This window comes from Aestuariibius violaceus, from assembly GCF_040779325.2.
Classification (GTDB): domain Bacteria; phylum Pseudomonadota; class Alphaproteobacteria; order Rhodobacterales; family Rhodobacteraceae; genus Aestuariibius; species Aestuariibius violaceus.
In genome coordinates this window covers 240,718-263,961 of sequence record NZ_JBFONT020000001.1, presented here as the reverse complement: position 1 = coordinate 263,961, position 23,244 = coordinate 240,718, and the positions used below count along the sequence as shown (strand labels likewise).

The following is a 23,244-nucleotide window of genomic DNA, read 5'->3' as shown; positions in this document are numbered from 1 at the left end:
GCATGGCCGACCGGAGTTTCCTCGACTGGCCGTTCTTCGAAGACCACCACCGTGAACTCGCCGACGCGCTGGAGGTCTGGTGTGCCGATACTCTGCCTGTTGACCATACCGATGTCGACGCCGCCTGCTGCGATCTGGTCGCAAAGCTTGGCACGGCTGGCTGGCTCACCCATTCCGCCACCGACGACGGTACCGCGCCCGACGTCCGCACGCTCTGCCTGATCCGTGAGACGCTTGCGCGCCACGATGGGTTGGCGGACTTCGCCTTTGCGATGCAGGGCCTTGGGATGGGTCCGGTCACGTTGTTTGGAACGGACGAACAGCGCGCTTGGCTGTCAGAGACCCGTATGGGCCGTGCCATTTCGGCATTTGCCCTGTCAGAACCAGCCTCCGGCTCGGACGTGGCCAACATTGCGACCGAGGCGTGCCCGGACGGCAATGGCTTTGTCTTGAACGGCGAGAAGACGTGGATCTCGAATGGGGGCATCGCCGATGTTTACACTGTCTTTGCGCGTACGGGAGAGGGGCCCGGTGCCAAGGGCTTGTCGGCTTTCCTCGTGCCTGCAGACAGTGCCGGGCTCGAAGTGGCGGAGCGGATCGATGTGATTGCGCCCCACCCGCTGGCACGGCTCCGGTTCGACGGGGTCAAGCTGCCGGGATCTGCCTTGATCGGTGAGCCCGGCAAGGGCTTTCGGATCGCGATGTCGGTGCTCGATGTATTCCGGTCGACGGTCGGCGCCGCCGCGTTGGGGTTCGCCCGCCGCGCCCTGGAGGAAACACTGGCCCGTGTGCGCGAGCGGCATCTGTTCGGCGCGCCGATGTCCGAGTTGCAGATGGTGCAGGGCCACGTGGCCGACATGGCGCTAGCCGTCGATGCAGCCGCCCTGCTCGTCTATCGTGCCGCCTGGACCAAGGACAGGGGTGCTGACCGGGTCAGCCGAGAGGCTGCCATGGCCAAGCTTCATGCAACCGAGACCGCACAGGATGTGATCGACAAAGCGGTGCAGCTTCATGGCGGGGATGGCGTGCGCTCGGGCCAGATCGTCGAACAGCTGTACCGCGAGATCCGGGCCCTGCGCATCTACGAGGGCGCGAGCGACGTGCAGAAGGTGGTGATCGCGCGCGCCGCCATGGGTGACTGAAATGGCCGAGCCCTATGATCCCGGCCAGGAGGGCGCCCACCAGTCCTTCGAAGACCGTATGAGCTATGGCGACTATCTGAAGCTTGACGCATTACTCGGTGCTCAGGCGCCGCTTTCAACCGCCCATGACGAGTTGCTTTTCATCGTGCAGCACCAGACGAGTGAGCTGTGGATGAAGCTTGCCTTGCACGAGTTGAACGCTGCGCGCACCTGGATCGGCGAGGAGCGGTTGCCGGAGGCGCTGAAATCGCTCAGCCGGGTCGCCCGGATCTTTGAGCAGTTGAATGGCGCCTGGGATGTGCTGCGCACAATGACGCCTTCGGACTACACGACATTTCGCGACACGCTTGGCCAGTCTTCGGGATTCCAGTCGCACCAGTACCGGCTGATCGAGTTCGTGCTTGGCAATCGTAACCCCGCAATGCTCAAGCCGCACGCCCATCGCCCTGCGGTGCATGCCGAGCTGGTGGCCGAGACTCAACGCCTGACCCTCTATGACATGGTGCTTGCCCATGTGGCGGCCGCTGGGTTGCCGGTGCCCGAGGCGGTGCTGAGACGCGACCGCAGCAGCCCATATGTGGCCAACGACGATGTCACCGCGGTTTGGCAGACCGTCTATCGCGCCCCCGCGGTGTATTGGGAGATCTACGAACTGGCCGAGAAGCTCGTCGATCTCGAGGACTATTTTCGACGCTGGCGGTTCAATCACGTGACCACCGTCGAACGGGTTATCGGGCTGAAGCGTGGGACCGGAGGCACCAGCGGCGTCAGTTACCTGCGCCGCATGCTCGAGGTCGTGCTTTTTCCCGAGCTTTGGCAGGTGCGGACAGGACTATAGGGGAGACACGGAATGCTTGGACCGAGCGGACATCTGGATACCTTCGCGCGGGACAACCTGCCGCCCCAAGCCGCCTGGCCCGAACTGCGGCTTGACAGATTTGACTATCCGGACTGGCTGAACGTGGGTGTGGAGTTGACGGATCGCATGGTCGAGCAGGGCTTTGGCGATCACACTGCTCTGATCGGGAACGGGCGGCGCCGCACGTACAAGGAGCTCACCGATTGGACGAACCGATTGGCCGCCACCTTGGTCGAAAACTACGGTGTGAAGCCGGGCAACCGGGTGTTGATCCGCTCCGCCAACAACCCCGCGATGGTCGCGTGTTGGCTGGCCGCGACCAAGGCCGGCGCGGTCGTCATCAACACGATGCCGATGTTGCGGGCCGGCGAGCTTTCCAAGATCGTCGACAAGGCCGAGGTGACGGTCGCGCTTTGCGACACACGCCTGATGGACGAGCTTGTGACCTGCGCCAAGGACAGCCGGACGCTGAAGACGGTGATTGGCTTCGATGGCACGGCAAACCATGATGCTGAGCTCGACCGCGCAGCGCTCGACAAGCCCGTACAATTCGACGCGGTCCGGACGGGACGGGATGACGTTGCGCTTTTGGGCTTCACCAGCGGCACCACCGGCCAGCCCAAGGCCACGATGCACTTTCACCGCGACATTCTGATCATTGCAGATGGTTACGCAAAGGAAGTTCTGGGCGTCGAGCCTTCGGATATCTTCGTCGGGTCGCCGCCGCTGGCTTTCACATTCGGCCTTGGCGGGTTGGCGGTGTTCCCACTCCGCTTCGGTGCGTCGGCGGTGCTGCTTGAGAACGCGTCCCCACCCAACTTGATCGAGATCATCCAAAGCTATGGCGCCACGGTCTGCTTCACGGCACCGACGGCGTATCGGGCGATGCTGCGCGCGATGGAGGAAGGGGCCGACTTGTCGTCGCTCCGCGCCGCCGTCTCTGCGGGCGAGACGCTGCCCGCACCGGTCTACGAGCAATGGATCGAACGCACGGGCAAGCCGATGCTTGATGGGATCGGCGCGACAGAGTTGCTGCACATTTTCATCTCAAACCGGTTCGATGACCACAGTCCCGCGTGCACGGGCCGACCTGTCGGCGGTTACGAGGCCAAGATTATCGGGCCTGACGGGGAAGAGTTGCCCAAGGGGGAGGTCGGCCGCCTTGCAGTGCGCGGGCCAACCGGCTGCCGCTACCTCGCTGACACGCGCCAGCAAGACTACGTGCACGACGGTTGGAATCTCACCGGCGACTCTTTCTGGCAGGATGAGGACGGGCGTTTCCACTTCGCTGCGCGCAGCGACGACATGATCGTCTCGTCCGGCTACAACATCGCTGGCCCAGAGGTAGAGGCCGCGCTGCTCGCCCACGAGACTGTGGCGGAATGCGCCGTGATCGGTGTGCACGACGCGGAGCGGGGTCAAATTGTAGAGGCATACGTCGTTCTGTCGGAAGGAGTTTCCGCCAGCCCGGACTTGGTTGAAACGCTGCAGGACTTCGTGAAGGCGACGATTGCCCCTTACAAGTATCCCAGATCGGTGAAGTTCATCGAGGCTTTACCGAAAACGCAGACCGGTAAGGTCCAGCGCTTCCGATTGCGTCCAGAAGCCTGAGGTGGCGACTGGTTCCACTTCTGTTTGGACCGGTCGTGCAGTTGACAGGCGCTGTTTGGCGAGGAGGGGTCGCCATCGCATGAAAGGACGTTGCCCTACGCCAGCAACCTAACAAATGTGCCTGCATCAAGGGTTTCCGCGCATTTCTTTTAAGCTTGAAATTTCAACATTGAAATAAATTTTCTGATGTCCTAGCGTCATGCAATGCGGAAGGTCGAACAGGCTTGTGCAGATTGACGACGGGGCGGCTTGCCCACCAGAGTGAAGGTGCTGCTGGGGTCCTTTAGGGCCATGCGCCAAGGCGTAAGGCGGCAAAAAAACAGACAGACGGCGCGATTGCACCGCCAACGGGGAGAGTACGAATGAAGAAGCACGCACTTGGGATGGCAGCAGGCCTTGTCGCGCTCGGCCAGGCCGCGAGCGCCGAAGTGAAGGTCGGTATGATCGTGACGCTGTCGGGCCCGCCTGCAGCTCTGGGTCAGCAGGCGGTGGACGGGTTCCAACTGGCGCTCAAGGATCTCGGCGGCACGCTCGGCGGTGAACCGGCCGAGCTGATCATCGAAGATGACGAGCTGAAACCAGACGTTGCCCTCTCGGCCGCCAACAGCCTGGTCGACGGGGAAGATGTCGACTTCGTGGTCGGCACGATCTTTTCCAACATGCTGCAAGCCGTTTTCCGCCCGGTGACGGAATCCGAGACCTTCCTCATCAGCCCGAATGCAGGCCCCTCCACCTTCGCGGGTCGGAACTGCAGCCCGTACTTCTTCGTCACGTCCTACCAGAACAACCAGAACGCCGAAGTGATGGGCGCCTACGCCCAGGAAGCGGGCTTTACCAACGTCTTCATGATCGCGCCAAACTACCAGGCCGGTCGGGACAACATGGAAGGCTTCCGCATGCATTATGAGGGCGAGATCGCGGACGAGATCTACGTGCCCCTCGACCACCAAGATTTCTCGGCCGAGATCGCGCGTATCGCGACCTCGGACGCCGATGCGGTCTTCGCCTTTACGCCGGGCGGTCTGGGCGTGCGCTTCGTGCGCCAGTTCAACGATGCGGGCCTGAGCGACCGGATGCAGTTCATGTCGGTCTTCACGACCGACGAAACCACGCTGCCCGCCCAGCAGGACGCGGCGGAAGGGTTTATCGCCGCTGGCAACTGGGCTCCCGACATGGCGACGGAGCGCAGCATGGCCTTTGTGGAGGCCTTCGAGGCCGAGTATGGTTACGTGCCCGGCGGCTACGCGATGCAGGCCTATGATGCCGCTCTCCTCATCGACAGCGCGGTCGCGGCCGTGGGTGGCGATCTGTCTGACAAGGAAGCACTGGGCGCGGCCCTGGAAGCCGCCGAGTTCGCGTCTCTGCGTGGTGATTTCTCGTTCAACGCCAACCATTACCCGGTGCAGGATTTCTACCAGCTTTCCGTCGCCCAGCGCGAGGACGGGGCCTGGGTCACGTCGATGGGAGACCAGGTGTTCGATAACTACGCCGACAGCTTCGCCGGAGAGTGCCGCATGTAATCCCTCGGGCGGGGTCCTCATGGCCCCGCCGCACCTAATGCGCCGCAAGCGAGGGGCAGACGCAGATGTCGACGACGCTCATCCTGATCCAGATCCTTAACGGGCTACAGCTCGGCGTGATCCTGTTTCTCATCGCCGCCGGTCTGACGCTCGTCTTCGGGGTCATGGGCTTTATCAACCTCGCCCACGGCGTGCAGTACATGCTAGGCGCCTATCTCGCTTACTGGCTCCATGGACTGACCGGGAGCTTCATCGCGGCTTTCCTTCTGGCCCTCCCCTCGGCCTTAATCCTCGGGCTCATTCTGGAATTCCTGATATTCAGGCATCTCTACGCGCGTGATCACCTTTCCCAGGTGCTGGCAACGTTCGGCGTGATCCTGTTCCTGAACCAGGCGGTGAAGGTGCTCTTCGGCCCGGCCGCGCTGAGCGTGCCGGTGCCTGAGTTCCTTGACTGGTCGTTCACACTCGTCGATGGCCTTCTCTACCCCGCCTACCGTGTGGCGCTGATCGTGGCGGGCCTGCTCGTGGCGCTTGGCCTCTGGTACGTTATCACGCGCACGCGGGTGGGCATGCTGATCCGAGCCGGGGCGACGAACCCCGACATGGTCTCGGCCCTGGGCGTGAACGTTCGCCAACTCTTCCTCGTCGTCTTCGGCTTCGGCGCGATGCTGGCAGGCCTTGCAGGTGTGCTGGCCGCCCCCGTCTTCTCGGTTGAACCGGGAATGGGGGATGATCTGCTGATAGTGGCTTTCGTCGTGATCATCATCGGCGGCGCGGGGTCGATCCGCGGTGCCTTTGTGGCGGCGCTTCTCGTGGGCCTCGTCGACACGCTTGGGCGCACCTTGGTGACCGACGGGCTGCGGCTCTTGATGGATGCGTCGGCCGCCAACCAGATCGGGCCCGCTATCGCCTCCATGCTGATCTACGTTCTCATGGCCCTTGTGCTGTTCTGGCGGCCCGAAGGTCTTTTTGCCGCAAAGGTGATCCGGTGAGTGACGAAGCCAAACCATTTCCGGCAGCCGGTCCAAGGCTTGCCTTTGGACCGCTCGTGGCCGGCGCTGTCTTTCTGTTTCTCGCGCTCGTTCCGCTTATGGCAGAAGTCTGGGGTGGGTCCTATCTGACCTCGCTCGCCATCCGGGCGATGATCCTCGCGATCATAGCGATCTCGCTCGATCTGCTCTTGGGCCATGGCGGCCTTGTCAGCTTCGGGCACAGCGCGTTCGTTGCCATCGGTGCCTACGCCACGGGGATCATGATCACGGAGGGTATCTACGAGATGGCCCTTATCCTTCCCGTCGCCATCGGCGCTGCCGCCCTGTTCGCACTGGCAAGCGGCGCGATCAGCATGCGAACGACAGGCGTGTCGTTCATCATGATCACGCTTGCTTTCGGGCAGATGGTGTATTTCGCGCTTGGCTCGCTCGCGCAATACGGTGCCGATGACGGGCTGACACTTTGGTCAGCGCCGGATTTCTTTGGCACTGGATGGTTGGCGAGCGATGCGGGCGTCTATGCCACTGTTCTTGCCGTTTTGATCGCGACATGGGCCATCGTGCACGCCATGGTCCACGCGCGGTTTGGTCGGGTGTTGCGGGCCGCCCGGCAGAACCCCACCCGCGTGGCTTCGATGGGTTACTCGGTCTACAATTACCGTCTGACGGCCTATGTGATCGCAGGCGTCATTGCCGCGATTGCAGGCGTCCTCTGGGCCACCCACGCAGAGTTTGTCAGCCCCTCGCTTGGCTCCTGGCAGCGCTCGGGCGACTTGATCGTGATCGTTGTGCTGGGAGGCATGGCCACGCGGAACGGCGCACTGATCGGCGCGATCTTCTTCGTGATGATCGAGGAAATCCTGTCCTCCATCACCCATGACTGGCGGCTCATCTTTGGTCCGATCCTGATCCTGATCGCCCTCTTCGCGCGCGGCGGCCTAGCGGGCCTGATCGACCGGGTGAAAGGTCCAGCGACATGAGTGAGGTCGTCCTTGAGCTGTCAGGCCTTCGCAAAGCGTTCGGCGCATTGGTGGTTACCGACGGGATCGACCTCGACCTGCGGCGGGGGGAGTGCCATGCGCTGATCGGCCCGAACGGCGCGGGCAAGTCGACGCTGATCCACCAGATTTCGGGCGTGCTGCAACCCGATGCAGGGCGTATCTCCTTCGAGGGGCGGGATGTCACTGCCCTTTCGCAGTCCGAGCGGGCCGTGGCCGGCCTGGGACGGTCGTTCCAGATCACATCGATCCTTCCCGAATTCACCGTTTTGGAAAACGTCGCCCTTGCGGCACAGATGCGCGCCGGGTCGAGTTACCGGTTCTTGCGCCCCGCGGCACGGGAGGCAGAGCTGAATGACAAGGCGATGGAGGCGCTTGGCATCATCGGCCTTGCGCGACGTGCGGATATCGTTGCCAGTACCCTTTCGCATGGCGAAAAGCGCTTGCTGGAACTGGCGATCGCCATTGCCGGGGAACCACGCGCTCTCTTGCTTGATGAGCCGATGGCCGGCATGGGCCGGGCCGAAAGCGCGACGCTGACCCAGACACTGCTGGAACTGAAGGCCGCCTATCCGATGCTGCTGATCGAGCACGATATGGAGGCGGTCTTCCGCATGGCGGACCGGGTCTCTGTCCTCGTCGCTGGCGCCATCGTGGCCACTGGCACGCCAGACGAGGTTCGCGATGACCCGCAAGCCCGTGCTGCCTATCTCGGCGATGACCATGTGAGTGCCCAATGACCCTCCTGTCGCTTCACGAAGTGAAGGCCGGATACGGCTCGGCGCAGGTCCTGCATGGCATTAGCCTTGAGATCGCAGAGGGTGAAGTCGTGACCCTTCTGGGACGCAATGGCATGGGCAAGACGACGACGGTTCGCGCGATCATGGGCTTGATCAAGCCGTGGGGCGGCAAGGTCATGATCGATGGCAAAGACATGACTGGCCGGCCGCCCTATGAGATCGGGCGTGCGGGCGTGGGTCTGGTACCGGAAGGTCGGCAAGTCTTCCCCACCTTGACGGTCGAAGAGAACCTGCTCGCCGCGGCGAAGACGCCACATGGGCGTGCCCGCTGGACCCTGCCCGAAGTCTTCAAGTTCTTCCCGCGGCTGAAGGAGCGGCGCAAGAACCTTGGCGCACAGCTTTCGGGCGGCGAGCAGCAGATGGTCGCAATCGGCCGGGCGCTGATGACGAATCCCCGCCTGCTGCTGCTCGATGAGGCGACCGAGGGCCTTGCCCCGCTGATCCGGGAGGAGATCTGGTCGCGGCTGGGAGTGCTGAAGGCCGAAGGCGAGGCAATCCTTTTGATCGATAAGAATGTGGGCGCACTCGCGGCGCTCGCCGACCGGCACTACGTGATCGAGAAGGGCGAGATCGTCTCGACGGTCGCCGATGCCCATGGCGGCCCGGTACCGGCTGCCGAACTCGAACGCTATCTGCATCTATGACACCTGAAGGGAGGCAAGGGACATGAAACTCGAACACGGTGTGACGAAAGCCGATGAGGCATTCGGCGGCAAAGCCTGGAACGTGGTCGGCCACACCTACACACCCAAGCTGCATTCCGACGCCGCATTCCTTTGGCATGCGGCGATCCCCGCGGACACCTTCGTGCCGCCGCACATCCATCCCTTTCAAGACGAGTGGATCTACATGCTCGACGGTGAGCTGGAGGTTGAGTTCGGCGCCGAGAAGCATGTCGCGGGGGCGGGTGACATGGTGCGGATGCCTAAAGGCGTCGCACATGGAATCTTCAACCGCTCGGGCGTGTCGGCCAGCTGCACCTTCGGGGTTGCTCCGGCGGGCAAGCTCTTCGACCTGTTTGGTGTGCTCGATGGTGTGATCGACCCCGAGGAATTGGTGCGCCTTTCGGCCGCGCACGATGTGAACTTCCTGCCGCCGCCTGAGTGAGTCAGTTCGGCCGAGAGGGCAGGCCGAATTATCGCTGCTCTCTCGCCTTTGTTGCAGGCACCTTCCGGGACTTAGTGCATCGCGCGGGAGAACCCGGCCAAATCCTCGTAGTCACCGACAATGGCACGCAGCTCGTCCGGTGTCGCAACATCATTGACGTCGGAGTACCCCTCCGGCGCGCGTGCCTCGACGAAGTCGATCACCCGCTCAGGGCCGCCGGATCGATTGGAGTCAACGATCGCTGCCGTCGCCGGACGGCGTGCAGCGTCATAGTCGGCAAGTGCTTTGATGGGATCGCCCCCCTCCGCCAGCCGATCGGCGAGGTCGCGCGCGTCGAGGATTGCCTGGCTCGCGCCGTTGGAGCCGACCGGGTACATCGGGTGCGCCGCGTCCCCCAGAAGCGTCACGCGTCCATGCGACCAACGGGGAAGCGCGTCACGGTCGCACATCGGGTAGACAAAGATCTCGGATGTCGCGCGGATCAGGGCAAAGATGTCGGTCTCGGGGATCGAAAGATGCCCCTCGGCCATCCCAAGCGCCTCCTCAACCGGCGCGCGGCGCGACCAGTCGTCCCGGCCTGGTATCGGCGTGTTACCGTCGCCGAGTTTGGCGCAGATAACCCAGTTGGTCAGCGCTTCCCCCGGCCGTTCCGGGTCGTGTGCTATGGGGTAGAGGACCAGCTTGCGGGACATGCCGCCCGCTACGATCATGCTCGCCCCATCGAGAAACCGCGGCCACCACGCTGCGCCGCGCCACATCAGGACGCCGTTCCAAGAGGGCGGACCCTGGTCAGGATAGTAATGGGTGCGGATGGTGGAATGAATACCGTCGGCACCAATCAGCACGTCCCCGGATTCTTCAAACGTGGTACCATTGCGGGAGGCGAAGGTGGCAGTCACGCTGCTGTTTGTCTCTTCGAACGAGATCAGGCGCCGGTCGGTCTGTACCGCGTCTTCCCCCAACCGGTCGCGCGCCGCGTCGTGTATCACGCCCTGCAGCCGCCCCCGATGGATCGAGAATTGCGGCGCGGAGAAACCTGCCCATGCGCCACGCGGCTGGGCCACGATGTCGAGGCCCTGGGCTGTTTTGTAGATCAGACGCCTTGTGCGCAGCGCGACCGCGTCGAGTGCGGGCAGCAGGCCCAGTTCGTCCAGCTCTGCGATGGCGTGCGGCAGTGTGTTGATCCCGACACCGAGTTCGCCGATCGAACGGGATTGTTCGAAGACGCGGGTTTCTACGCCACGGGCATGAAGCATCAGCGACAGCGTGAGCCCCCCGATCCCGCCGCCGGCAATCAGCACTTTCATTCCGCGGGCTCCGGTACTCTTTCTTCGAGGTCTGCGACAGTAGCCGCTTCAACGGTGTACGTGGGTGTCGTCTTGAGGAATTCCCCGTAGGCTGGCGCATGGGGATAGGAGAAATGTTCGGCCAGCGGGTTTGAACGGCTCCGTTTCCACGCGCCCATATCGGCCAAAAGCTCGTCGAAGTGCTTGAAATGGAAGGGCGCGGAGCAGAGGCCGCCATAGACCTGCGCCGCCGGTCGCTCCGTTCGCTTCCAGGCGAGCATCATGTCGATGTTTTCAAGCATCTGCGCCTCGGTCGGCTGGCGCTTCAGCTTGCCGTCGGCGAAGCGGACCAGCCAGTTGGCGATCATCTCGGCCGACAGCACGGTGCAGAAGCTGGAGTTGAACCCGACAAACCCCATGTCGGGCAGGTCTGGGTTCACGGAAAGGCGGTAGACACGATATTGCCCGTCGTCATCGATCAGCTTGTCGCGGAAGCGTTCGGCCAGGAACGGCACGCCCAGCTTCCAGCCCACTGCGAGCACCGACAGATCACAGGGCATCCGGTCGCCCGTGGTCAGCACGGCGTGGCCTTCTTCGTAGTGGTCGATCGTGCCCCGCACGGGCTTGATCGTGCCGTCCTCGAACCCCTCGAACAGGCCCGGCGTGACGATGGGCACGGAGCAAGAGACCGTCTTCTCGATGGGCTCGTCGGGTACCATGTCCCACTTTTTCAGCTTGAGCTGGAGCTTCAGCAGCGTCTCGAGCCCGCGGAAACTGGCCCAGACGAGCGGCTTGAGCGCTGCGGCGATCAGGCGCTGTGCGGGTGCCTTGCCCCAGGTGTTGAACTGCATCTCCTGCGCCCGCATGTAGAGCAGCCGTTTGAAGTTGATGCCGCCCACGAAATAAGGGATCCGCCAGACGTTGTCGCGATAGACGAGGTGGACGGATTTGGCCCCGCTCCTGGCCGCGTTCACGGCGATGTCTGTGGCTGATTTGGAGCCGCCGAGGACCAGCACATTCTTTCCCTCTGCCATCCCGCTGTCGGTGTATTCCGAGGAGTGCATGACCTGGCCTCCGGCGGCCGTGAACGCCTCCTGTCCGGGGTGGGAAAGGGTGTTCTTGTCGGAGAACTGGCCTGTCCCGACAGCAATGAAATCAAAGTGTTCCTCCCACCGTTTGCCGTCTTTCTCCAGGGTCAGCGTCCAGCCGTCCTGACCGTCTTTGCGGTCCATCAGGGCGACGTTGGTCTTCAAATGAAAGAGCTTATGGAGGTCGTGCTTTTCGGCATAGGAATGCAGGTAGGCATGGACCTGCGGGCCTTTGGGCCATTCCGGGTAATCGTCCGGCATTGGGTGGTCGGTGAAGCTGTAGAGATCCTTCGGCGATTGGGTCTGCACGTCGGGGTAGGAGCGCGAGGGTTCCCACACGCCGCCCAGGTCATGGCTGCGCTCGAACGCGGTGACGTCATGGCCCTTCTCGGCAAAAGCCTTCGCCGCCGCGAGGCCACTGACACCGCCGCCGATCACCGCGACTTTCTTCCTGTTTACCAGTACCATGGCGTATCTCCCAACCGCTGCGCACACGACATCCCCGCCCATCACGCTACACCGCTATGGAAATGCTTCCAGTATAAAATTTCATGCTTGAAGGACTTTGATCGAAAGCGCCTGGTGTGGTCGACGTGCCGCTTCGAGCGGATCGGGTGGGACGGCGCCTTTGGGAAACCTGTGAGTCGTCACAGATCCTGAGTGATCGTTAAGGGGCGGTTCGGGCAGGTTTCGGGTCGGCAACGCGGTCTGGCTGCGAATCATTTGTTAATGCTGGTTTTTCGGGAAGAATTGGCTGTGCGGCATATGGTCGGCATCACGTCGGCATTTGGTCGGAGGGGAAACCTGAAATCAGCCGAGTAACGGACCGTTCTGCTGCAGTGCAGCGCAACGGCGTGGACAATCACGCAGATGGGCAGGATTGTTCTTCGTGAGAGGCCTGTGCAAGCACGCACCCTACGGGGTTGTAAGAACCGGGCCGGGCCAGTGGCTGATGACTCTGGAAGGACTTGAATGCTCCGTTCGCTTTTCATGGTTTTTCTCCTGACGCTACCATTGACTGCGCACGCTTTGAGGTGCCTTCCACCTCCGACGACAGAAGAGCTTCTGAACGGTATCGATACACCGGTCACCGATAGTGATGAGATTGTCCTGGGGATCGGCAAGTTCACCGGAGAATTCCCGCAGAGAACAGCCGAAGAGGGTGTCTTCACCGGGCTGGTGTTCGAAGCTGGCCGTTGGAGAGGCCCCATATCTTCCAAGGTCAGATGGGGGTCCTTCCCTGCCGAGATCTGGTACTTTCGTCCGTCGCCGATGCACTATGAGCAAGAACATCTGTTCGTGTTCGTGGGACGCCCAAGTGTTCTGATGGGAGTGTATCAGTATTCTTGCGGCTGGCGGCCGGATCCCGAGGGGCCATGGATCGGCGATACGCAGATATATGTCTATCCGATCGAGGGAGCGGCCCATCGAGCGGCCCTTTTGGACTGCATCAGGGCACGCCAATGTACCTTGAAGAACCTCGACGGAGGATAGCTGTCGGAGCCTTCGCCGATCGGCTGTCCGTCAGAACGTAACGTCGAACCGCGCGCCCTTATCCGTCGGGTGGTGGTCGATGCGGCCGCCCTGGGCCTCGATCAGGCGGCGGAGGATGGCGAGGCCCATGCCGGTGCCTCCGCTGTCGCGGCGGGTGGTGAAGTAGGGGTCGAAGATGCGGCCGCGATTGCCGTTGGAGATGCCGGGGCCGTCGTCGGTGACGCTCAGGCCGTCCTCGGTTGCGGTGGCTTGCAGACGGGTCGCCCCGGCCTCGGCCGCGTTGCGGGCGAGGTGGAGGAGGACGACATGCAGCGCCTCGGGCGAGAGCGGCACGGTGCCGTCCTGCGTCACATCGATGGGCAGGGCGAGGCCGGCCGTTGCCTGGGAGAGCGTCGCGGTGCCGCGGGCGGCCTCAGTCGCGCGGGCCCAGTCGCGCTGGGCCTCGACGAGGCGGGTCATGCGGTCGGCCGCCTCGCCGATCCGCGCGGCCAGCCGGGTGCGGGTCGTGGGGCCGGGATCGCCTTCGAGCAGTTCGGCGGCGCCGGCGACGGCGGTGAGCGGCGATTTCAACTCGTGCGTCACGTGATCGGTATAGGCGCGGATCGTGGCCTCGCGGTTCTGCAGCACCTCGCCCATGCGCAGGACGGCGGCGCCGAGGTCGCGCAGTTCGGAGGTGCCGTAATGGTCGAGCGGGGTGACGGGGCCGCCGGCCTCGATCTCGGCGGCCTTTGCGGCTAGGTCGCGGATCGGGCGGACGAGGAGGCGCCAGAGGAGGAAGCCGAGAATCGCCGTGACCGCCGTGACCGTGCCGAGGACGGCCCAGGCCTTGGGCCAGGTCATCGGCGGGTCGAAGAGGCGCGCGGCGAAGAGGCCCGCGAAGGGCAGGCCGAGGACGATGAGGAGGGTGCCGCCGACGACGAGGCCGAGCGACGGGCGCCATTTGACGCGGATGCGCCCGGCGGGCCCGTTCTTTAGCGACACGGGCCCATCCGGATGCCGACGCCGTGGACGGTTTCGATGGCGTCGATGCAGCCCGCCGCTTCGAGCTTGCCGCGCAGGTTGCGCAGGTGGCTGTCGAGCGTGCGGTCGCTGACATGGATGTTCGTGCCGTAGACGGCGTCGACCAGTTGGGGCCGCGACAGGACGTGGTCGGGGCGGGTCATCAGGCGGGACAGGATCTCCATCTCGCGGGCGGTGAGCGGCACCGCCTCGCCCGCGATCTCGCACAGGTGGCGATCGGGGTCGAGGGCGAGGCGGCCGCGGCGGAGCGTGGCATTGGCCGCGGCGGGCTGGGTGCGCTTGAGGATCGCCTTGACGCGGGCGACCAGTTCGCGCGGGGAGAAGGGTTTGGTGACGTAGTCGTCGGCGCCGATCTCGAGCCCGAGGATGCGGTCGATCTCGTCCTGGCGGGCGGTGAGAAACAGGATCGGCACGTCGGAGGTCTTGCGGATCTCGCGGCACACCTCGAGCCCGTCGCGTTCGGGCATGCCGATATCGAGGATGATGAGCGCGGCGCGTCCGCTGCGGCCAAGCTCCAGCGCGGCCTCGCCATCGGCGGCTTCGAAGGCGGCGAAACCGGCCTCTTCCAGCGCGATGCGCAACAGGTCGCGGATCGAGGGATCGTCGTCTGCGATCAGGATTTCCGTCATCTGCCCCATGTCCTTTTCTTTGGCGTAGATTGGCGCGGATCGCGCGGGGACGGAAGTAGATGAGGATTTGACGGGTGGTGGCTGAGCATATGTGCAAATTCCGTGCAGGCGTGCTACCGGCGCGGAGATGAGTGACATGGGGGACAGGATCGCGCCGCAACTGGCGAGCGCGCGTGTGACGGGGACGGGGTTTTCGCGCGCGATCCCGGTGCCGGAGCGGTATCGGACGGAGGGCTACGAGGCCGCGTTCGATGCGGAAACGCTGTGGTACGACGCCGTTGCCGTGGGCGGGCAGACGCTGCTGATCTGCCCCAAGCTGGGGTCGCTGGGGCGGCTGGTGCGGGCGGGGCAGTTCACGGTGGATGGCCGCGCAGTGCCGGTGCGGCGGGTGCGACGGTACCGGCGGCATGACGTGGTGGAGCTGGCGGGGTCCGGGCTGGTCGTGTCGCTGGAGGCCGACGGGCAGCGGTTCGGGTCGGCGGTGTCACGGGATGAAACGGGGCTGTTCGCCGGGATGAACGCCCATGTGGCGATCACGAAGGACAACGATCCGGTCTGGATCGAGGATTTCGCGCGGTTCCACGTGCAGCATCACGGGCTGGCAGGGGTGCTGCTGTTCGACAACGGATCGGTGCGGGTGCCGCCCGAGGAGGCCGCGGCGGCGCTGGCCCGGGCGGGCGTGCGGCGCGCGGTGGTGGTGCCGGCGCCCTTTCCCTACGGGCCGCGCGGCAAGCCGCCCTATGCGCGGCGGACGAAGTTCCTGCAGACGGCGCTTTTGAACATCGCGCGGCTGCGGTTCCTGGGGCGGGCGCGGGCGGTGCTGCAATGCGATATCGACGAGCTGGTGTGGAGCCAGGACGCGCGGATCTTCGATATGGCGGCCGAGAGCCGGCTGGGGCTGGTGCGGTTTGCGGGGCGCTGGATGACGCCGGAGAAGGGGCAGGCGGGGCCGTTCCGGCACCGGGACCACCGGTTCCGGCGGGCGAAGGACCCGGACTGCCCCACGAAATACTGCATCCGCCCGCAGAGTTTCTTTGGGCGCCGCAGCTGGGACGTGCACGACCTGGAAGGGCTGCCATCCGTCGGGAGCGTCAGCGGGGCGGCGGGATACCTTCATTGCCGGGGGATTTCGACCGACTGGAAGGGGAATGCGCGGAACCGCCCGGTGCGGGGGGTGCCGGATGCGGAGGCGGCGGCGCTTCTGGACGCGACGGATTGGGCCTGAGTGGTCAGGACTGCATCGCCGGCTTAGCGCTCCAGAACGGATCGATGCGTTGCAGGGCCTTTTCGTTCCGCACGGGGATATAGTTTGACCGGTCGCCTTCTTTTTCCGGGATAGTGACGGTGAGGAGATCGTGGTTCCGGACGGCGAGGATGTAGGGCTCTCCGCCTTCGCCGTCGAAGAGGTCGAGGTCGTCTGATGTGAAGTGGACGAAATGACGCTCGCCTTTTGCGGGGAACAGCCTGACTTCCGTCAGTTTCGATAGCGCCTCTATCCGGTCGCGAAGTCGCTTCGACGTTTCTTCTGGCATCAACACGGCGGGCAATTGCTCAACTCCTGTGCAGCTGGAAGACGGATCGGCGAGTTTCCCCAACTCCGGGAGACTCAACTAGGAGTTAAGTGAATTTCGATCTATCGTATAGGTAGAATCAATGGAGGCTTTAACAACCCATACTGTCAATTCAAATTCTGTGGGCGGGCCAAAAGGAGCGGAAATATGCCATTTCTCTTCACTTGGGACGAACTTGGCGGAGCATCGGGGAGCGTTGTCGAAACGGATGATACGAATGGTCTGAGCACCACTGTCACGGTCAATTCAGCTCCGGCTTATACCTATTTCCCTGATAACGGAACTAATTCAGAATTCCCTGGTGGCACCATATTAACAAGCGGTGCCAGCGAACCTGCTACGAGTTCGGTCGGATTTTCGACGCCGGTGACGGACGTTACATTTGAGATATACGACCTCGACAGTGACGAAACGACATTCGACGATGAGATCACGATTATTGCATTTGATGCTGACGGTATTCAGATCCCGATCACGTTTTCCAATCTGGAATCGTACCATGTGCAAACGGATGCAAATACTGTCGAAGCCGACGGAAATACCTCCGACGCTTTTGATGGTGCAGGTGCGCCCGACAGTATTACCGTAACGATACCAGGCCCCGTTTCGACGATTTTCATCATTACCGACAATGGATCGTCCGGTGAACCTGCCGGTACGATCGGTGTTGGGTCGATCTCGGCCACAGTTTTCTGTTTCGCGCGCGAAACTCTCATCCTTACGGATCGCGGGGAGGTGCCTGTCGAAACGCTAAAGGTCGGGGATCTGGTCGAGACGCTTGATAAGGGGCTGCAACCGATCACGTGGATTGGTCACCGGGCGGTGCCGGCGGAAGGATCGCTTGCGCCGATCAGGATCGATGCCGGAGCCATTGGAAACGAGAGGGATCTGATCCTCTCTCCGCAGCACCGGGTTCTTTTGCGGGGCTGGCAGGCAGAGCTTTATTTCGGTGAGCCCGAAATACTGGTGGCCGCCAAACATCTTCTTGGTTCGGATCGGGTGAACAGATGCGAAGGGGGAGAGGTAGAATACTACCATATTTTGTTCAAAAAACATGAAATCGTCTTTGCCGAAGGCGCGCCGTGCGAAAGCTTTCATCCCGGCGAAATGTCGATGGACAGTATAGAATCGAAGCAGCTTGAGGAATTGTTAAAGATATTTCCGGAACTGGAAACGCAACCCGACAGCTATGGTCAGGCCGCGCGATTGTCGTTGAAGAGTTATGAGGGGCAGCTTGTGACGAGTTCTTTTTAGAGCACACTGGGGAGTGGGAAATGGAACCACAAAGAGGACCATTTCATGAAGCCAAGATCATGTCTGTTTTATGCCAGCGCAATTCCTATTGCGCTGGCGGGGTGTGGCGTTCCTGACGATAATCGGACGGTTGTCGATACGGGTATCGATGCCGGTCCATTGCAGAATGGCGTGGCGGAGGTTTGGGTCGATCCCGACGGGTGCCAGCATTGGGTGATCGACGATGGTGTGGAAGGCTATATGACCCCGCGCCGAAGTCGGCCGTGTCCGATGCCGAAATGAGTTAGCTGGCGGCAGCGCAGGCGTTGCGGATCGCGGCGATGTTGCGTCCGTAAGGCGCCGGATCGTCGGCTGAGCCGCCCTTGAAGACGGCGGAGCCCGCCACGAGCACGTCCGCTCCGGCGGCGGTGACGCCTGGCGAGGTTGCGGGCGTCACGCCGCCGTCGATCTCGATATGGATGTCGCGATCGCCTGCCATGTCGCGCAGCTGTCGGATCTTATCCTCCATCGGGATGAAGGATTGCCCGCCGAAGCCGGGATTGACCGTCATCACGCAGATCAGGTCGACGAGGTCGAGGACGTGGGCCACCGCCTCGGCCGGGGTGGCGGGGTTCAGCGCCACGCCTGGGCGCATGCCCGCGGCGCGGATCGCCTGCAGCGTGCGGTGGATATGTGGCCCGGCCTCCACATGGGCGGTCAGGATGTCGGCGCCGGCATCGGCGAAGGCGTCGATATAGGGATCGACCGGGGCGATCATCAGGTGGACGTCCATCACGCCTTTCACGTGCGGGCGAAGCGCCTTCACCATGGGCGGGCCGAAGGTGAGGTTGGGGACGAAGTGCCCGTCCATCACGTCGACATGGATCCAGTCGGCGCCCTCGGCCTCGACCGCGCGGCATTCGGCGCCGAAATTCGCGAAATCGGCGGCGAGGATGGACGGGGCGATCTTGATGGGGCGCATGGCGGTCTCCGCTCGGAATGTCCCTGTTCTGCGCGCTTTTGGACCGGTTGTCACGGGGGGCGGCGATTGCCGCGTCCGGCGGCGGGACGCCCATCGTTTTGGCGCCTTTCGGCGGGGCGCGGCAGGGGGCCGCAGGTGCGCGCTCTGTCACATTTCCTTCATGGGACGATGATGTAGCATCTGGCGCATGTCGATTATTCAGATTCTCAGCCGGGAAGTCCTTGGGCCCGGCGAAGCGCTTCATTTCAGCAGGTCGGTTCTGCCGCGGTCGCGGGCGACGCGGCTGCATGGCCATGATTTCCATGAGGTCTTCTGGATCCAGCATGGCCGCGCGCGGCACCGGATCAACGACCGCGCGCAGGAGCTGGAGGAGGGCGATATCGTCTTCATCCGCCCGCGCGACGTTCATGCCCTGCAGGGGCGGGGCGAAGAGACGCATATGGTGAACGTGATCCTGTCCGACGAGGTGCTGGCGCCCTTGCGCGCCCGGCACGCGGAGCTGGCGGGGCGGTTCTTCTGGTCGGAGGCGGATCTGCCGGAGCGGCATCCGCGCGACATCCGCCAGCTGACGGAGCTGTCGCGGACGGCCCTGATGCTGGAGACGGGCGCGCGGGGGGTGTTGCAGGCGGAGGCGTTTCTGCTGCCGCTCTTTGCAGGACTGATGCCAGCCGCCGCGGCGCCGGAGGATGCGCCGGACTGGCTGCTGCGCGCCTGTGCCGCCGCGCGGGAGCCGCGGGTGTTCCGCGAAGGCGCTGCCGGGTTCGTGCGCGTCACCGGGCGGGCGCATGCCCATGTCAGCCGGACGGCGCGGCGGTTCCTGGGCCAGAGCCCGTCGGAATACGTGAACAGCGTGCGGATGGAGCATGCGGCACGGCGGCTGGTCGGGACGGAGGACAGCCTGGCCGAGATCGCGACCGATTGCGGGATCCCGAACCTGAGCCACTTTCACCGTCTTTTCCGGCAGCATCACGGGGCGACCCCGCATGCCTACCGCAAGCAGCGCCAGCACCGGCTGGTTGCCCCCCGTCCGGAACCCGAGGACGCTTGAAGCGGGCGCATTGGCGTGAGAGGATCGGGGCCTGCCGTTAAAGCCCCGGAAAGCGCCGCCCGTGACCAAGCCCGATACCGCCCTTCAGCACCGGCCGCAGGACCTGCCGCAGGCCGTCGAGATCCGCAATCCCGGCCTGCCGCTGGACCTGTCCTGGGTGCGCGCCGTGCAGGCCAATACCTCGGCCATCGAGCGGCGGGCGCAGACCCTGCCGGGGCGGCGGTCGGTCAAGAAAGAGTGGCAGGCGGCGTGGCTGTTGAAGGCGATCACCTGCATCGATCTGACGACGCTGTCGGGCGACGACACCGAGGCGCGGGTGCGGCGGCTCTGCGCCAAGGCGCGCCAGCCGGTGCGGGCGGATCTGCTGGCCGCGCTGGGGATGGAGGGGCTGACGGTGGGCGCGGTCTGCGTCTATCACGAGATGGTGGCTGCGGCGGTGGATGCTTTGCGCGGGACGGGCATTCCGGTGGCCGCCGTGTCGACCGGGTTTCCGGCGGGGCTGTCGCCGCTCCATCTGCGCATCGCCGAGATCGAGGAGAGCGTGAAGGCCGGAGCCGAGGAGATCGATATCGTGATTTCCCGCCGCCATGTGTTGGAAGGGCGGTGGCAGGCGCTTTATGACGAGATGCGGGCGTTCCGCGAGGCCTGCGGGCCGGCCCATGTGAAGGCGATCCTTGCGACGGGAGAGCTGGGGACGCTGCGCAACGTCGCGCGGGCCTCGTATGTCTGCATGATGGCCGGGGCGGATTTCATCAAGACCTCGACCGGCAAGGAAAGCGTCAACGCGACCCTGCCGGTGACGCTGACGATGATCCGCGCGATCCGGGATTTTCATGAGCGGACGGGGCACCGCGTGGGCTACAAGCCCGCCGGGGGGATTTCGAAGGCGAAGGACGCGCTGGTCTACCTTGCGATGATGAAGGACGAGCTGGGAGATCGCTGGCTGCAGCCGGATCTGTTCCGGTTCGGGGCGTCGTCGCTGCTGGGAGATATCGAGCGGCAGCTGGAACACCACCTGACAGGCGCCTATTCGGCGTCGTGGCGGCATGCGATCGGGTGATGGCGCCGGTGGAGAGGTCGGATTTAAGTATTTGGGGCCAGATGAAGCGGGGAGCCGTGCGATGACGGTAAAGGAGATCTTCGAGACGATGGAATACGGTCCTGCGCCTGAAAGTGCTGCCGAGGCATTGGCTTGGATCGAGAAGCAGGGGGGTCGCTTCGGGCATTTCATCGGGGGCGGGTTCACCGAGCCGGGAAAGACGTTTGAGACGAAGAATCCGGCGACGGGAGCGGTGCTGGCGGAGGTGACCCAGGGCAGCGCGGCGGACGTTGCGGCGGCAGTGAAGGCGGCGCGGAAGGCGCAGGCGGACTGGTGGAAGTTGGGCGGCCATGGGCGGGCGCGGACGCTTTATGCTCTGGCGCGGCTCTTGCAGAAGCACAGCCGGCTGTTCGCCGTTCTGGAGACGCTGGATAACGGCAAGCCGATCCGGGAGAGCCGGGATATCGATGTGCCGCTGGCGCAGCGGCATTTCTACTATCACGCCGGAATGGCGCAGCTGATGGAGGATGAACTGCCGGGGCGCGTGCCGTTGGGCGTGTGCGGGCAGATCGTGCCGTGGAACTTCCCGCTGCTGATGCTGGCGTGGAAGGTGGCTCCGGCGCTGGCGATGGGCAATACGGTGGTCCTGAAGCCTGCGGAATACACGCCGCTGACAGCGCTCTTGTTCGCCGAGATCTGCGTGGAGGCGGGGATCCCGGCGGGCGTCGTCAACATCGTGACCGGCGATGGCGCGACGGGGGAGGCGCTGGTGGGTGCGGAGGTCGACAAGATCGCCTTCACCGGGTCGACCGCCGTGGGCCGCCGGATCCGCGAGGCGACGGCGGCGCGGGGCATTCCGCTGACGCTCGAGCTGGGGGGGAAGTCGCCCTACATCGTGTTCGACGATGCCGATCTTGATTCAGCCGTTGAAGGGCTGATCGATGCGATCTGGTTCAATCAGGGCGAGGTCTGCTGTGCGGGGTCTCGGCTGCTGGTGCAGGAGAGCGTGGCCGAGCGGTTTCACACCAAGCTGAAGGCGCGGATGGACAAGATGCGGGTCGGCGACCCGCTGGATAAGGCGATCGATATCGGCGCGGTGATCGACCCGGTGCAGCTGCAGGCGATCACCCGGCTGGTCGATGCGAACACGGCAGGTGAGGTGCACCGCGCGGCGGTGACGCTGCCCGCGGAAGGGGCGTTCTATCCGCCGACTTTGATCACCGGCCTGGCCCCGGCGGATACGCTGATGCAGGAGGAGATCTTCGGGCCGGTGCTGGTGTCGACCACCTTCCGGACCCCGGCAGAAGCGGTGCAGATCGCGAACAACACGCGCTACGGATTGGCGGCGACGGTGTGGACGGAGAATGTGAACCTGGCGCTCGACGTGGCGCCGAAGCTGGCGGCGGGGGTTGTCTGGATCAACGCGACGAACCTGTTCGACGCGGCCGCCGGGTTCGGCGGCGTGCGCGAAAGCGGGTTCGGCCGGGAAGGCGGTTGGGAGGGGCTGCGCGCCTATACCAAGGCCGCCGGAAAGCCGAAGGCGCTGAAGCGGGTTCTGCCGCACGAGGGGAACGGCGCGGCGGGCGAGGCGGGGCTCGACCGGACGGTGAAGTTGTATATCGGTGGGAAACAGGCGCGGCCCGATGGGGGCTATTCGACGCCGGTCTACGGGCCGAAGGGCGCGCTGCTGGGGCAGGTGTCGGTGGCGAACCGGAAGGACGTGCGCAACGCGGTGGAGGCGGCGCAGGCGGCCAACGGATGGGGGGCTGCTACGGCGCATCTGCGGGCGCAGATCCTGTACTACATCGCCGAGAACATGGCGGCGCGGGAAGGAGAGCTGGCCAAGGCGCTGGATGCGATGACCGGCGCCAAGGACGGCGCGGCGGAGGTCGCGGCAAGCATCGATCGGCTGTTCACCTATGCCGCCTGGACGGACAAGGTCGAAGGCCGCGCCAAACCGGTGCCGTTGCGCGGCACGGCGTTGGCCATGCGGGAACCGGTCGGCGTGATCGGCGTGCTGGCGGCGGACGAGGCGCCTTTGCTGGCCCTCGTGACGGCGATGGCGGCGGGCATGGCGATGGGCAACCGGATGATCCTCGTCGCCTCGGAAGCCTATCCGATGGTGGTGCGCGAGCTGATCCAGATCCTCGAGACGTCGGACGTGCCCGCGGGCGTCGTGAACCTGCTGACCGGCAGCCATTCAGAGCTGGCCAAGACGCTGTCGGAGCATCTGGATGTGGATGCGGTCTGGACGTTTTCGTCGAGCGACCTGTCGGGCGCGGTGGAACGGGGGGCGGTCGGCAACCTGAAGCGGACCTGGATGAATAATGGCGCGGCAATGGACTGGACCGCGAATACATCCGAGGCGTTTCTGGAGGCGGCGACGGAGATCAAGACGGTCTGGATTCCCTACGGCGAGTGAATGCGGGCGCGTCTTGCGCGCATTTGCCGGGCCTCGGTGACGGTCTAGACGTGATAGGTGAGCCTCGCGTTCTCCTACGCGCATGCGTTAACCCTAACGCCGATTAACGTTAACGCTCTGGGTTAGGAAGGCAGGGTGACGAAGGACTTGGTTTCTGGCGTGAATATCTGCCTTTAGGTCAATTAAGGTTTTCCTGACCTTTCCGGTTTCCGGCCTTGGCTGGGCCGGTTCATGCTGAAGAGATTTCTGCAGGAGCAGATGCGTTTTTTCGGGCACGGGCGGTCCCCGTGAATATGCCGCGCAACGTCATCGGCCAAGGAAAACAGTGCGGCTGCCTGTTTTGCTTCAGCCATGATGTTGCATCCGGGGCATGGAAATTGAATGGTGTTCATATTCAGGCTGG

Annotated in this window: 22 protein-coding genes; 16 read left to right on the top strand and 6 right to left on the bottom strand. The window is 64.0% G+C overall.

All coding sequences use genetic code 11. The annotated features are described in order from the left end of the window. Positions 1-2 precede the first annotated feature (2 nt). The 9 genes from AADZ90_RS01305 (at position 3) to AADZ90_RS01265 (ending at position 9,029) form a co-directional block, all read left to right on the top strand. Positions 3-1,142: an acyl-CoA dehydrogenase family protein gene (locus AADZ90_RS01305; RefSeq protein ID WP_367311278.1), complete on the top strand. Its 1,140-nt coding sequence runs from the start codon at positions 3-5 to the stop codon at positions 1,140-1,142. Between the two features lies 1 nt (position 1,143). After that, complete coding sequence (gene kynA, locus AADZ90_RS01300) at positions 1,144-1,980, top strand: tryptophan 2,3-dioxygenase (RefSeq protein WP_367311279.1); 837 nt, start codon at positions 1,144-1,146, stop codon at positions 1,978-1,980. A gap of 12 nt (positions 1,981-1,992) precedes the next feature. Continuing rightward, positions 1,993-3,612, top strand: a complete 1,620-nt coding sequence (locus tag AADZ90_RS01295; protein ID WP_367311280.1) for an AMP-binding protein — start codon at positions 1,993-1,995, stop codon at positions 3,610-3,612. Positions 3,613-3,974: 362 nt separating this feature from the next. Beyond that, the gene (locus tag AADZ90_RS01290) at positions 3,975-5,132 is read left to right on the top strand and encodes an ABC transporter substrate-binding protein (protein ID WP_367311281.1); all 1,158 of its coding nucleotides are present in this window, start codon (positions 3,975-3,977) and stop codon (positions 5,130-5,132) included. Between the two features lie 65 nt (positions 5,133-5,197). Beyond that, positions 5,198-6,124, top strand: a complete 927-nt coding sequence (locus AADZ90_RS01285; protein ID WP_367311282.1) for a branched-chain amino acid ABC transporter permease — start codon at positions 5,198-5,200, stop codon at positions 6,122-6,124. Next, positions 6,121-7,104, top strand: coding sequence for a branched-chain amino acid ABC transporter permease (locus AADZ90_RS01280; protein WP_367311283.1), 984 nt, complete (start codon positions 6,121-6,123; stop codon positions 7,102-7,104). The genes AADZ90_RS01285 and AADZ90_RS01280 overlap by 4 nt, the downstream gene beginning before the upstream one ends. Then, on the top strand, positions 7,101-7,862 hold the full coding sequence (locus AADZ90_RS01275; RefSeq protein ID WP_367311284.1) for an ABC transporter ATP-binding protein: 762 nt from the start codon (positions 7,101-7,103) through the stop codon (positions 7,860-7,862). Before AADZ90_RS01280 ends, AADZ90_RS01275 begins: the two co-directional genes overlap by 4 nt. Then, positions 7,859-8,566 carry an ABC transporter ATP-binding protein gene (locus AADZ90_RS01270; RefSeq protein ID WP_367311285.1) on the top strand — a complete coding sequence of 236 codons (708 nt, stop codon included), beginning with the start codon at positions 7,859-7,861 and terminating at the stop codon, positions 8,564-8,566. The genes AADZ90_RS01275 and AADZ90_RS01270 overlap by 4 nt, the downstream gene beginning before the upstream one ends. A gap of 22 nt (positions 8,567-8,588) precedes the next feature. Then, complete coding sequence (locus AADZ90_RS01265; RefSeq protein ID WP_367311286.1) at positions 8,589-9,029, top strand: cupin domain-containing protein; 441 nt, start codon at positions 8,589-8,591, stop codon at positions 9,027-9,029. 71 nt (positions 9,030-9,100) lie between these two features. On the opposite strand, the gene AADZ90_RS01260 is transcribed toward AADZ90_RS01265, so the two are convergent. Further along, positions 9,101-10,336, bottom strand: coding sequence for a flavin-dependent oxidoreductase (locus tag AADZ90_RS01260; RefSeq protein ID WP_367311287.1), 1,236 nt, complete (start codon positions 10,334-10,336; stop codon positions 9,101-9,103). Continuing rightward, positions 10,333-11,865 carry a flavin-containing monooxygenase gene (locus AADZ90_RS01255; protein ID WP_367311552.1) on the bottom strand — a complete coding sequence of 511 codons (1,533 nt, stop codon included), beginning with the start codon at positions 11,863-11,865 and terminating at the stop codon, positions 10,333-10,335. Before AADZ90_RS01255 ends, AADZ90_RS01260 begins: the two co-directional genes overlap by 4 nt. Positions 11,866-12,375: 510 nt before the next feature. On the opposite strand from AADZ90_RS01255, the gene AADZ90_RS01250 reads away from it, so the two are divergent. Next, positions 12,376-12,897, top strand: a complete 522-nt coding sequence (locus tag AADZ90_RS01250; RefSeq protein WP_367311288.1) for a hypothetical protein — start codon at positions 12,376-12,378, stop codon at positions 12,895-12,897. A gap of 30 nt (positions 12,898-12,927) precedes the next feature. Here the strand turns inward: AADZ90_RS01250 and AADZ90_RS01245 are convergent, their stop codons facing one another. Together AADZ90_RS01245 and AADZ90_RS01240 are read right to left on the bottom strand one after the other, a co-directional pair. Beyond that, the gene (locus tag AADZ90_RS01245; protein ID WP_367311289.1) at positions 12,928-13,878 is read right to left on the bottom strand and encodes a sensor histidine kinase; all 951 of its coding nucleotides are present in this window, start codon (positions 13,876-13,878) and stop codon (positions 12,928-12,930) included. Further along, positions 13,869-14,555, bottom strand: a complete 687-nt coding sequence (locus tag AADZ90_RS01240) for a response regulator (protein WP_411996914.1) — start codon at positions 14,553-14,555, stop codon at positions 13,869-13,871. The genes AADZ90_RS01245 and AADZ90_RS01240 overlap by 10 nt, the downstream gene beginning before the upstream one ends. 118 nt (positions 14,556-14,673) lie before the next feature. Here AADZ90_RS01240 and AADZ90_RS01235 point away from each other — a divergent pair, with 118 nt between their 5' ends. Next, on the top strand, positions 14,674-15,771 hold the full coding sequence (locus AADZ90_RS01235) for a hypothetical protein (RefSeq protein WP_367311291.1): 1,098 nt from the start codon (positions 14,674-14,676) through the stop codon (positions 15,769-15,771). A gap of 4 nt (positions 15,772-15,775) precedes the next feature. Here the strand turns inward: AADZ90_RS01235 and AADZ90_RS01230 are convergent, their stop codons facing one another. Further along, positions 15,776-16,141 (bottom strand): hypothetical protein, encoded by a 366-nt coding sequence (locus AADZ90_RS01230; RefSeq protein WP_367311292.1) that lies wholly within the window; start codon positions 16,139-16,141, stop codon positions 15,776-15,778. Positions 16,142-16,264: 123 nt separating this feature from the next. Here AADZ90_RS01230 and AADZ90_RS01225 point away from each other — a divergent pair, with 123 nt between their 5' ends. Continuing rightward, positions 16,265-17,371: a Hint domain-containing protein gene (locus tag AADZ90_RS01225; RefSeq protein WP_367311293.1), complete on the top strand. Its 1,107-nt coding sequence runs from the start codon at positions 16,265-16,267 to the stop codon at positions 17,369-17,371. A gap of 45 nt (positions 17,372-17,416) precedes the next feature. Next, positions 17,417-17,653 carry a hypothetical protein gene (locus AADZ90_RS01220; RefSeq protein WP_367311294.1) on the top strand — a complete coding sequence of 79 codons (237 nt, stop codon included), beginning with the start codon at positions 17,417-17,419 and terminating at the stop codon, positions 17,651-17,653. A 1-nt stretch (position 17,654) separates the two neighbouring features. On the opposite strand, the gene rpe is transcribed toward AADZ90_RS01220, so the two are convergent. After that, a complete protein-coding gene (gene rpe, locus AADZ90_RS01215) occupies positions 17,655-18,332 on the bottom strand; it encodes a ribulose-phosphate 3-epimerase (RefSeq protein ID WP_367311295.1) in 678 nt (225 codons plus the stop codon). 187 nt (positions 18,333-18,519) lie between these two features. Here rpe and AADZ90_RS01210 point away from each other — a divergent pair, with 187 nt between their 5' ends. The 3 genes from AADZ90_RS01210 to AADZ90_RS01200 all read left to right on the top strand — a co-directional run bounded on the left by AADZ90_RS01210 (position 18,520) and on the right by AADZ90_RS01200 (position 22,841). Next, positions 18,520-19,380 carry a helix-turn-helix transcriptional regulator gene (locus tag AADZ90_RS01210; RefSeq protein ID WP_367311296.1) on the top strand — a complete coding sequence of 287 codons (861 nt, stop codon included), beginning with the start codon at positions 18,520-18,522 and terminating at the stop codon, positions 19,378-19,380. Positions 19,381-19,441: 61 nt separating this feature from the next. Next, on the top strand, positions 19,442-20,440 hold the full coding sequence (gene deoC, locus AADZ90_RS01205; protein WP_411996913.1) for a deoxyribose-phosphate aldolase: 999 nt from the start codon (positions 19,442-19,444) through the stop codon (positions 20,438-20,440). A gap of 61 nt (positions 20,441-20,501) precedes the next feature. Further along, a complete protein-coding gene (locus AADZ90_RS01200) occupies positions 20,502-22,841 on the top strand; it encodes an aldehyde dehydrogenase family protein (RefSeq protein WP_367311297.1) in 2,340 nt (779 codons plus the stop codon). The last annotated feature ends 403 nt before the right edge of the window (positions 22,842-23,244 follow it).

Bases quoted from the DNA above. Each gene is read 5' to 3' on its own strand.
- AADZ90_RS01305 (WP_367311278.1), top strand. From the start codon at position 3: ATGGCCGACCGGAGTTTCCTCGACTGGCCGTTCTTCGAAGACCACCAC.
- kynA (WP_367311279.1), top strand. From the start codon at position 1,144: ATGGCCGAGCCCTATGATCCCGGCCAGGAGGGCGCCCACCAGTCCTTC.
- AADZ90_RS01295 (WP_367311280.1), top strand. From the start codon at position 1,993: ATGCTTGGACCGAGCGGACATCTGGATACCTTCGCGCGGGACAACCTG.
- AADZ90_RS01290 (WP_367311281.1), top strand. From the start codon at position 3,975: ATGAAGAAGCACGCACTTGGGATGGCAGCAGGCCTTGTCGCGCTCGGC.
- AADZ90_RS01285 (WP_367311282.1), top strand. From the start codon at position 5,198: ATGTCGACGACGCTCATCCTGATCCAGATCCTTAACGGGCTACAGCTC.
- AADZ90_RS01275 (WP_367311284.1), top strand. From the start codon at position 7,101: ATGAGTGAGGTCGTCCTTGAGCTGTCAGGCCTTCGCAAAGCGTTCGGC.
- AADZ90_RS01270 (WP_367311285.1), top strand. From the start codon at position 7,859: ATGACCCTCCTGTCGCTTCACGAAGTGAAGGCCGGATACGGCTCGGCG.
- AADZ90_RS01265 (WP_367311286.1), top strand. From the start codon at position 8,589: ATGAAACTCGAACACGGTGTGACGAAAGCCGATGAGGCATTCGGCGGC.
- AADZ90_RS01260 (WP_367311287.1), bottom strand. From the start codon at position 10,336: ATGAAAGTGCTGATTGCCGGCGGCGGGATCGGGGGGCTCACGCTGTCG.
- AADZ90_RS01250 (WP_367311288.1), top strand. From the start codon at position 12,376: ATGCTCCGTTCGCTTTTCATGGTTTTTCTCCTGACGCTACCATTGACT.
- AADZ90_RS01240 (WP_411996914.1), bottom strand. From the start codon at position 14,555: ATGGGGCAGATGACGGAAATCCTGATCGCAGACGACGATCCCTCGATC.
- AADZ90_RS01235 (WP_367311291.1), top strand. From the start codon at position 14,674: ATGAGTGACATGGGGGACAGGATCGCGCCGCAACTGGCGAGCGCGCGT.
- AADZ90_RS01225 (WP_367311293.1), top strand. From the start codon at position 16,265: ATGCCATTTCTCTTCACTTGGGACGAACTTGGCGGAGCATCGGGGAGC.
- AADZ90_RS01220 (WP_367311294.1), top strand. From the start codon at position 17,417: ATGAAGCCAAGATCATGTCTGTTTTATGCCAGCGCAATTCCTATTGCG.
- rpe (WP_367311295.1), bottom strand. From the start codon at position 18,332: ATGCGCCCCATCAAGATCGCCCCGTCCATCCTCGCCGCCGATTTCGCG.
- AADZ90_RS01210 (WP_367311296.1), top strand. From the start codon at position 18,520: ATGTCGATTATTCAGATTCTCAGCCGGGAAGTCCTTGGGCCCGGCGAA.
- AADZ90_RS01200 (WP_367311297.1), top strand. From the start codon at position 20,502: ATGACGGTAAAGGAGATCTTCGAGACGATGGAATACGGTCCTGCGCCT.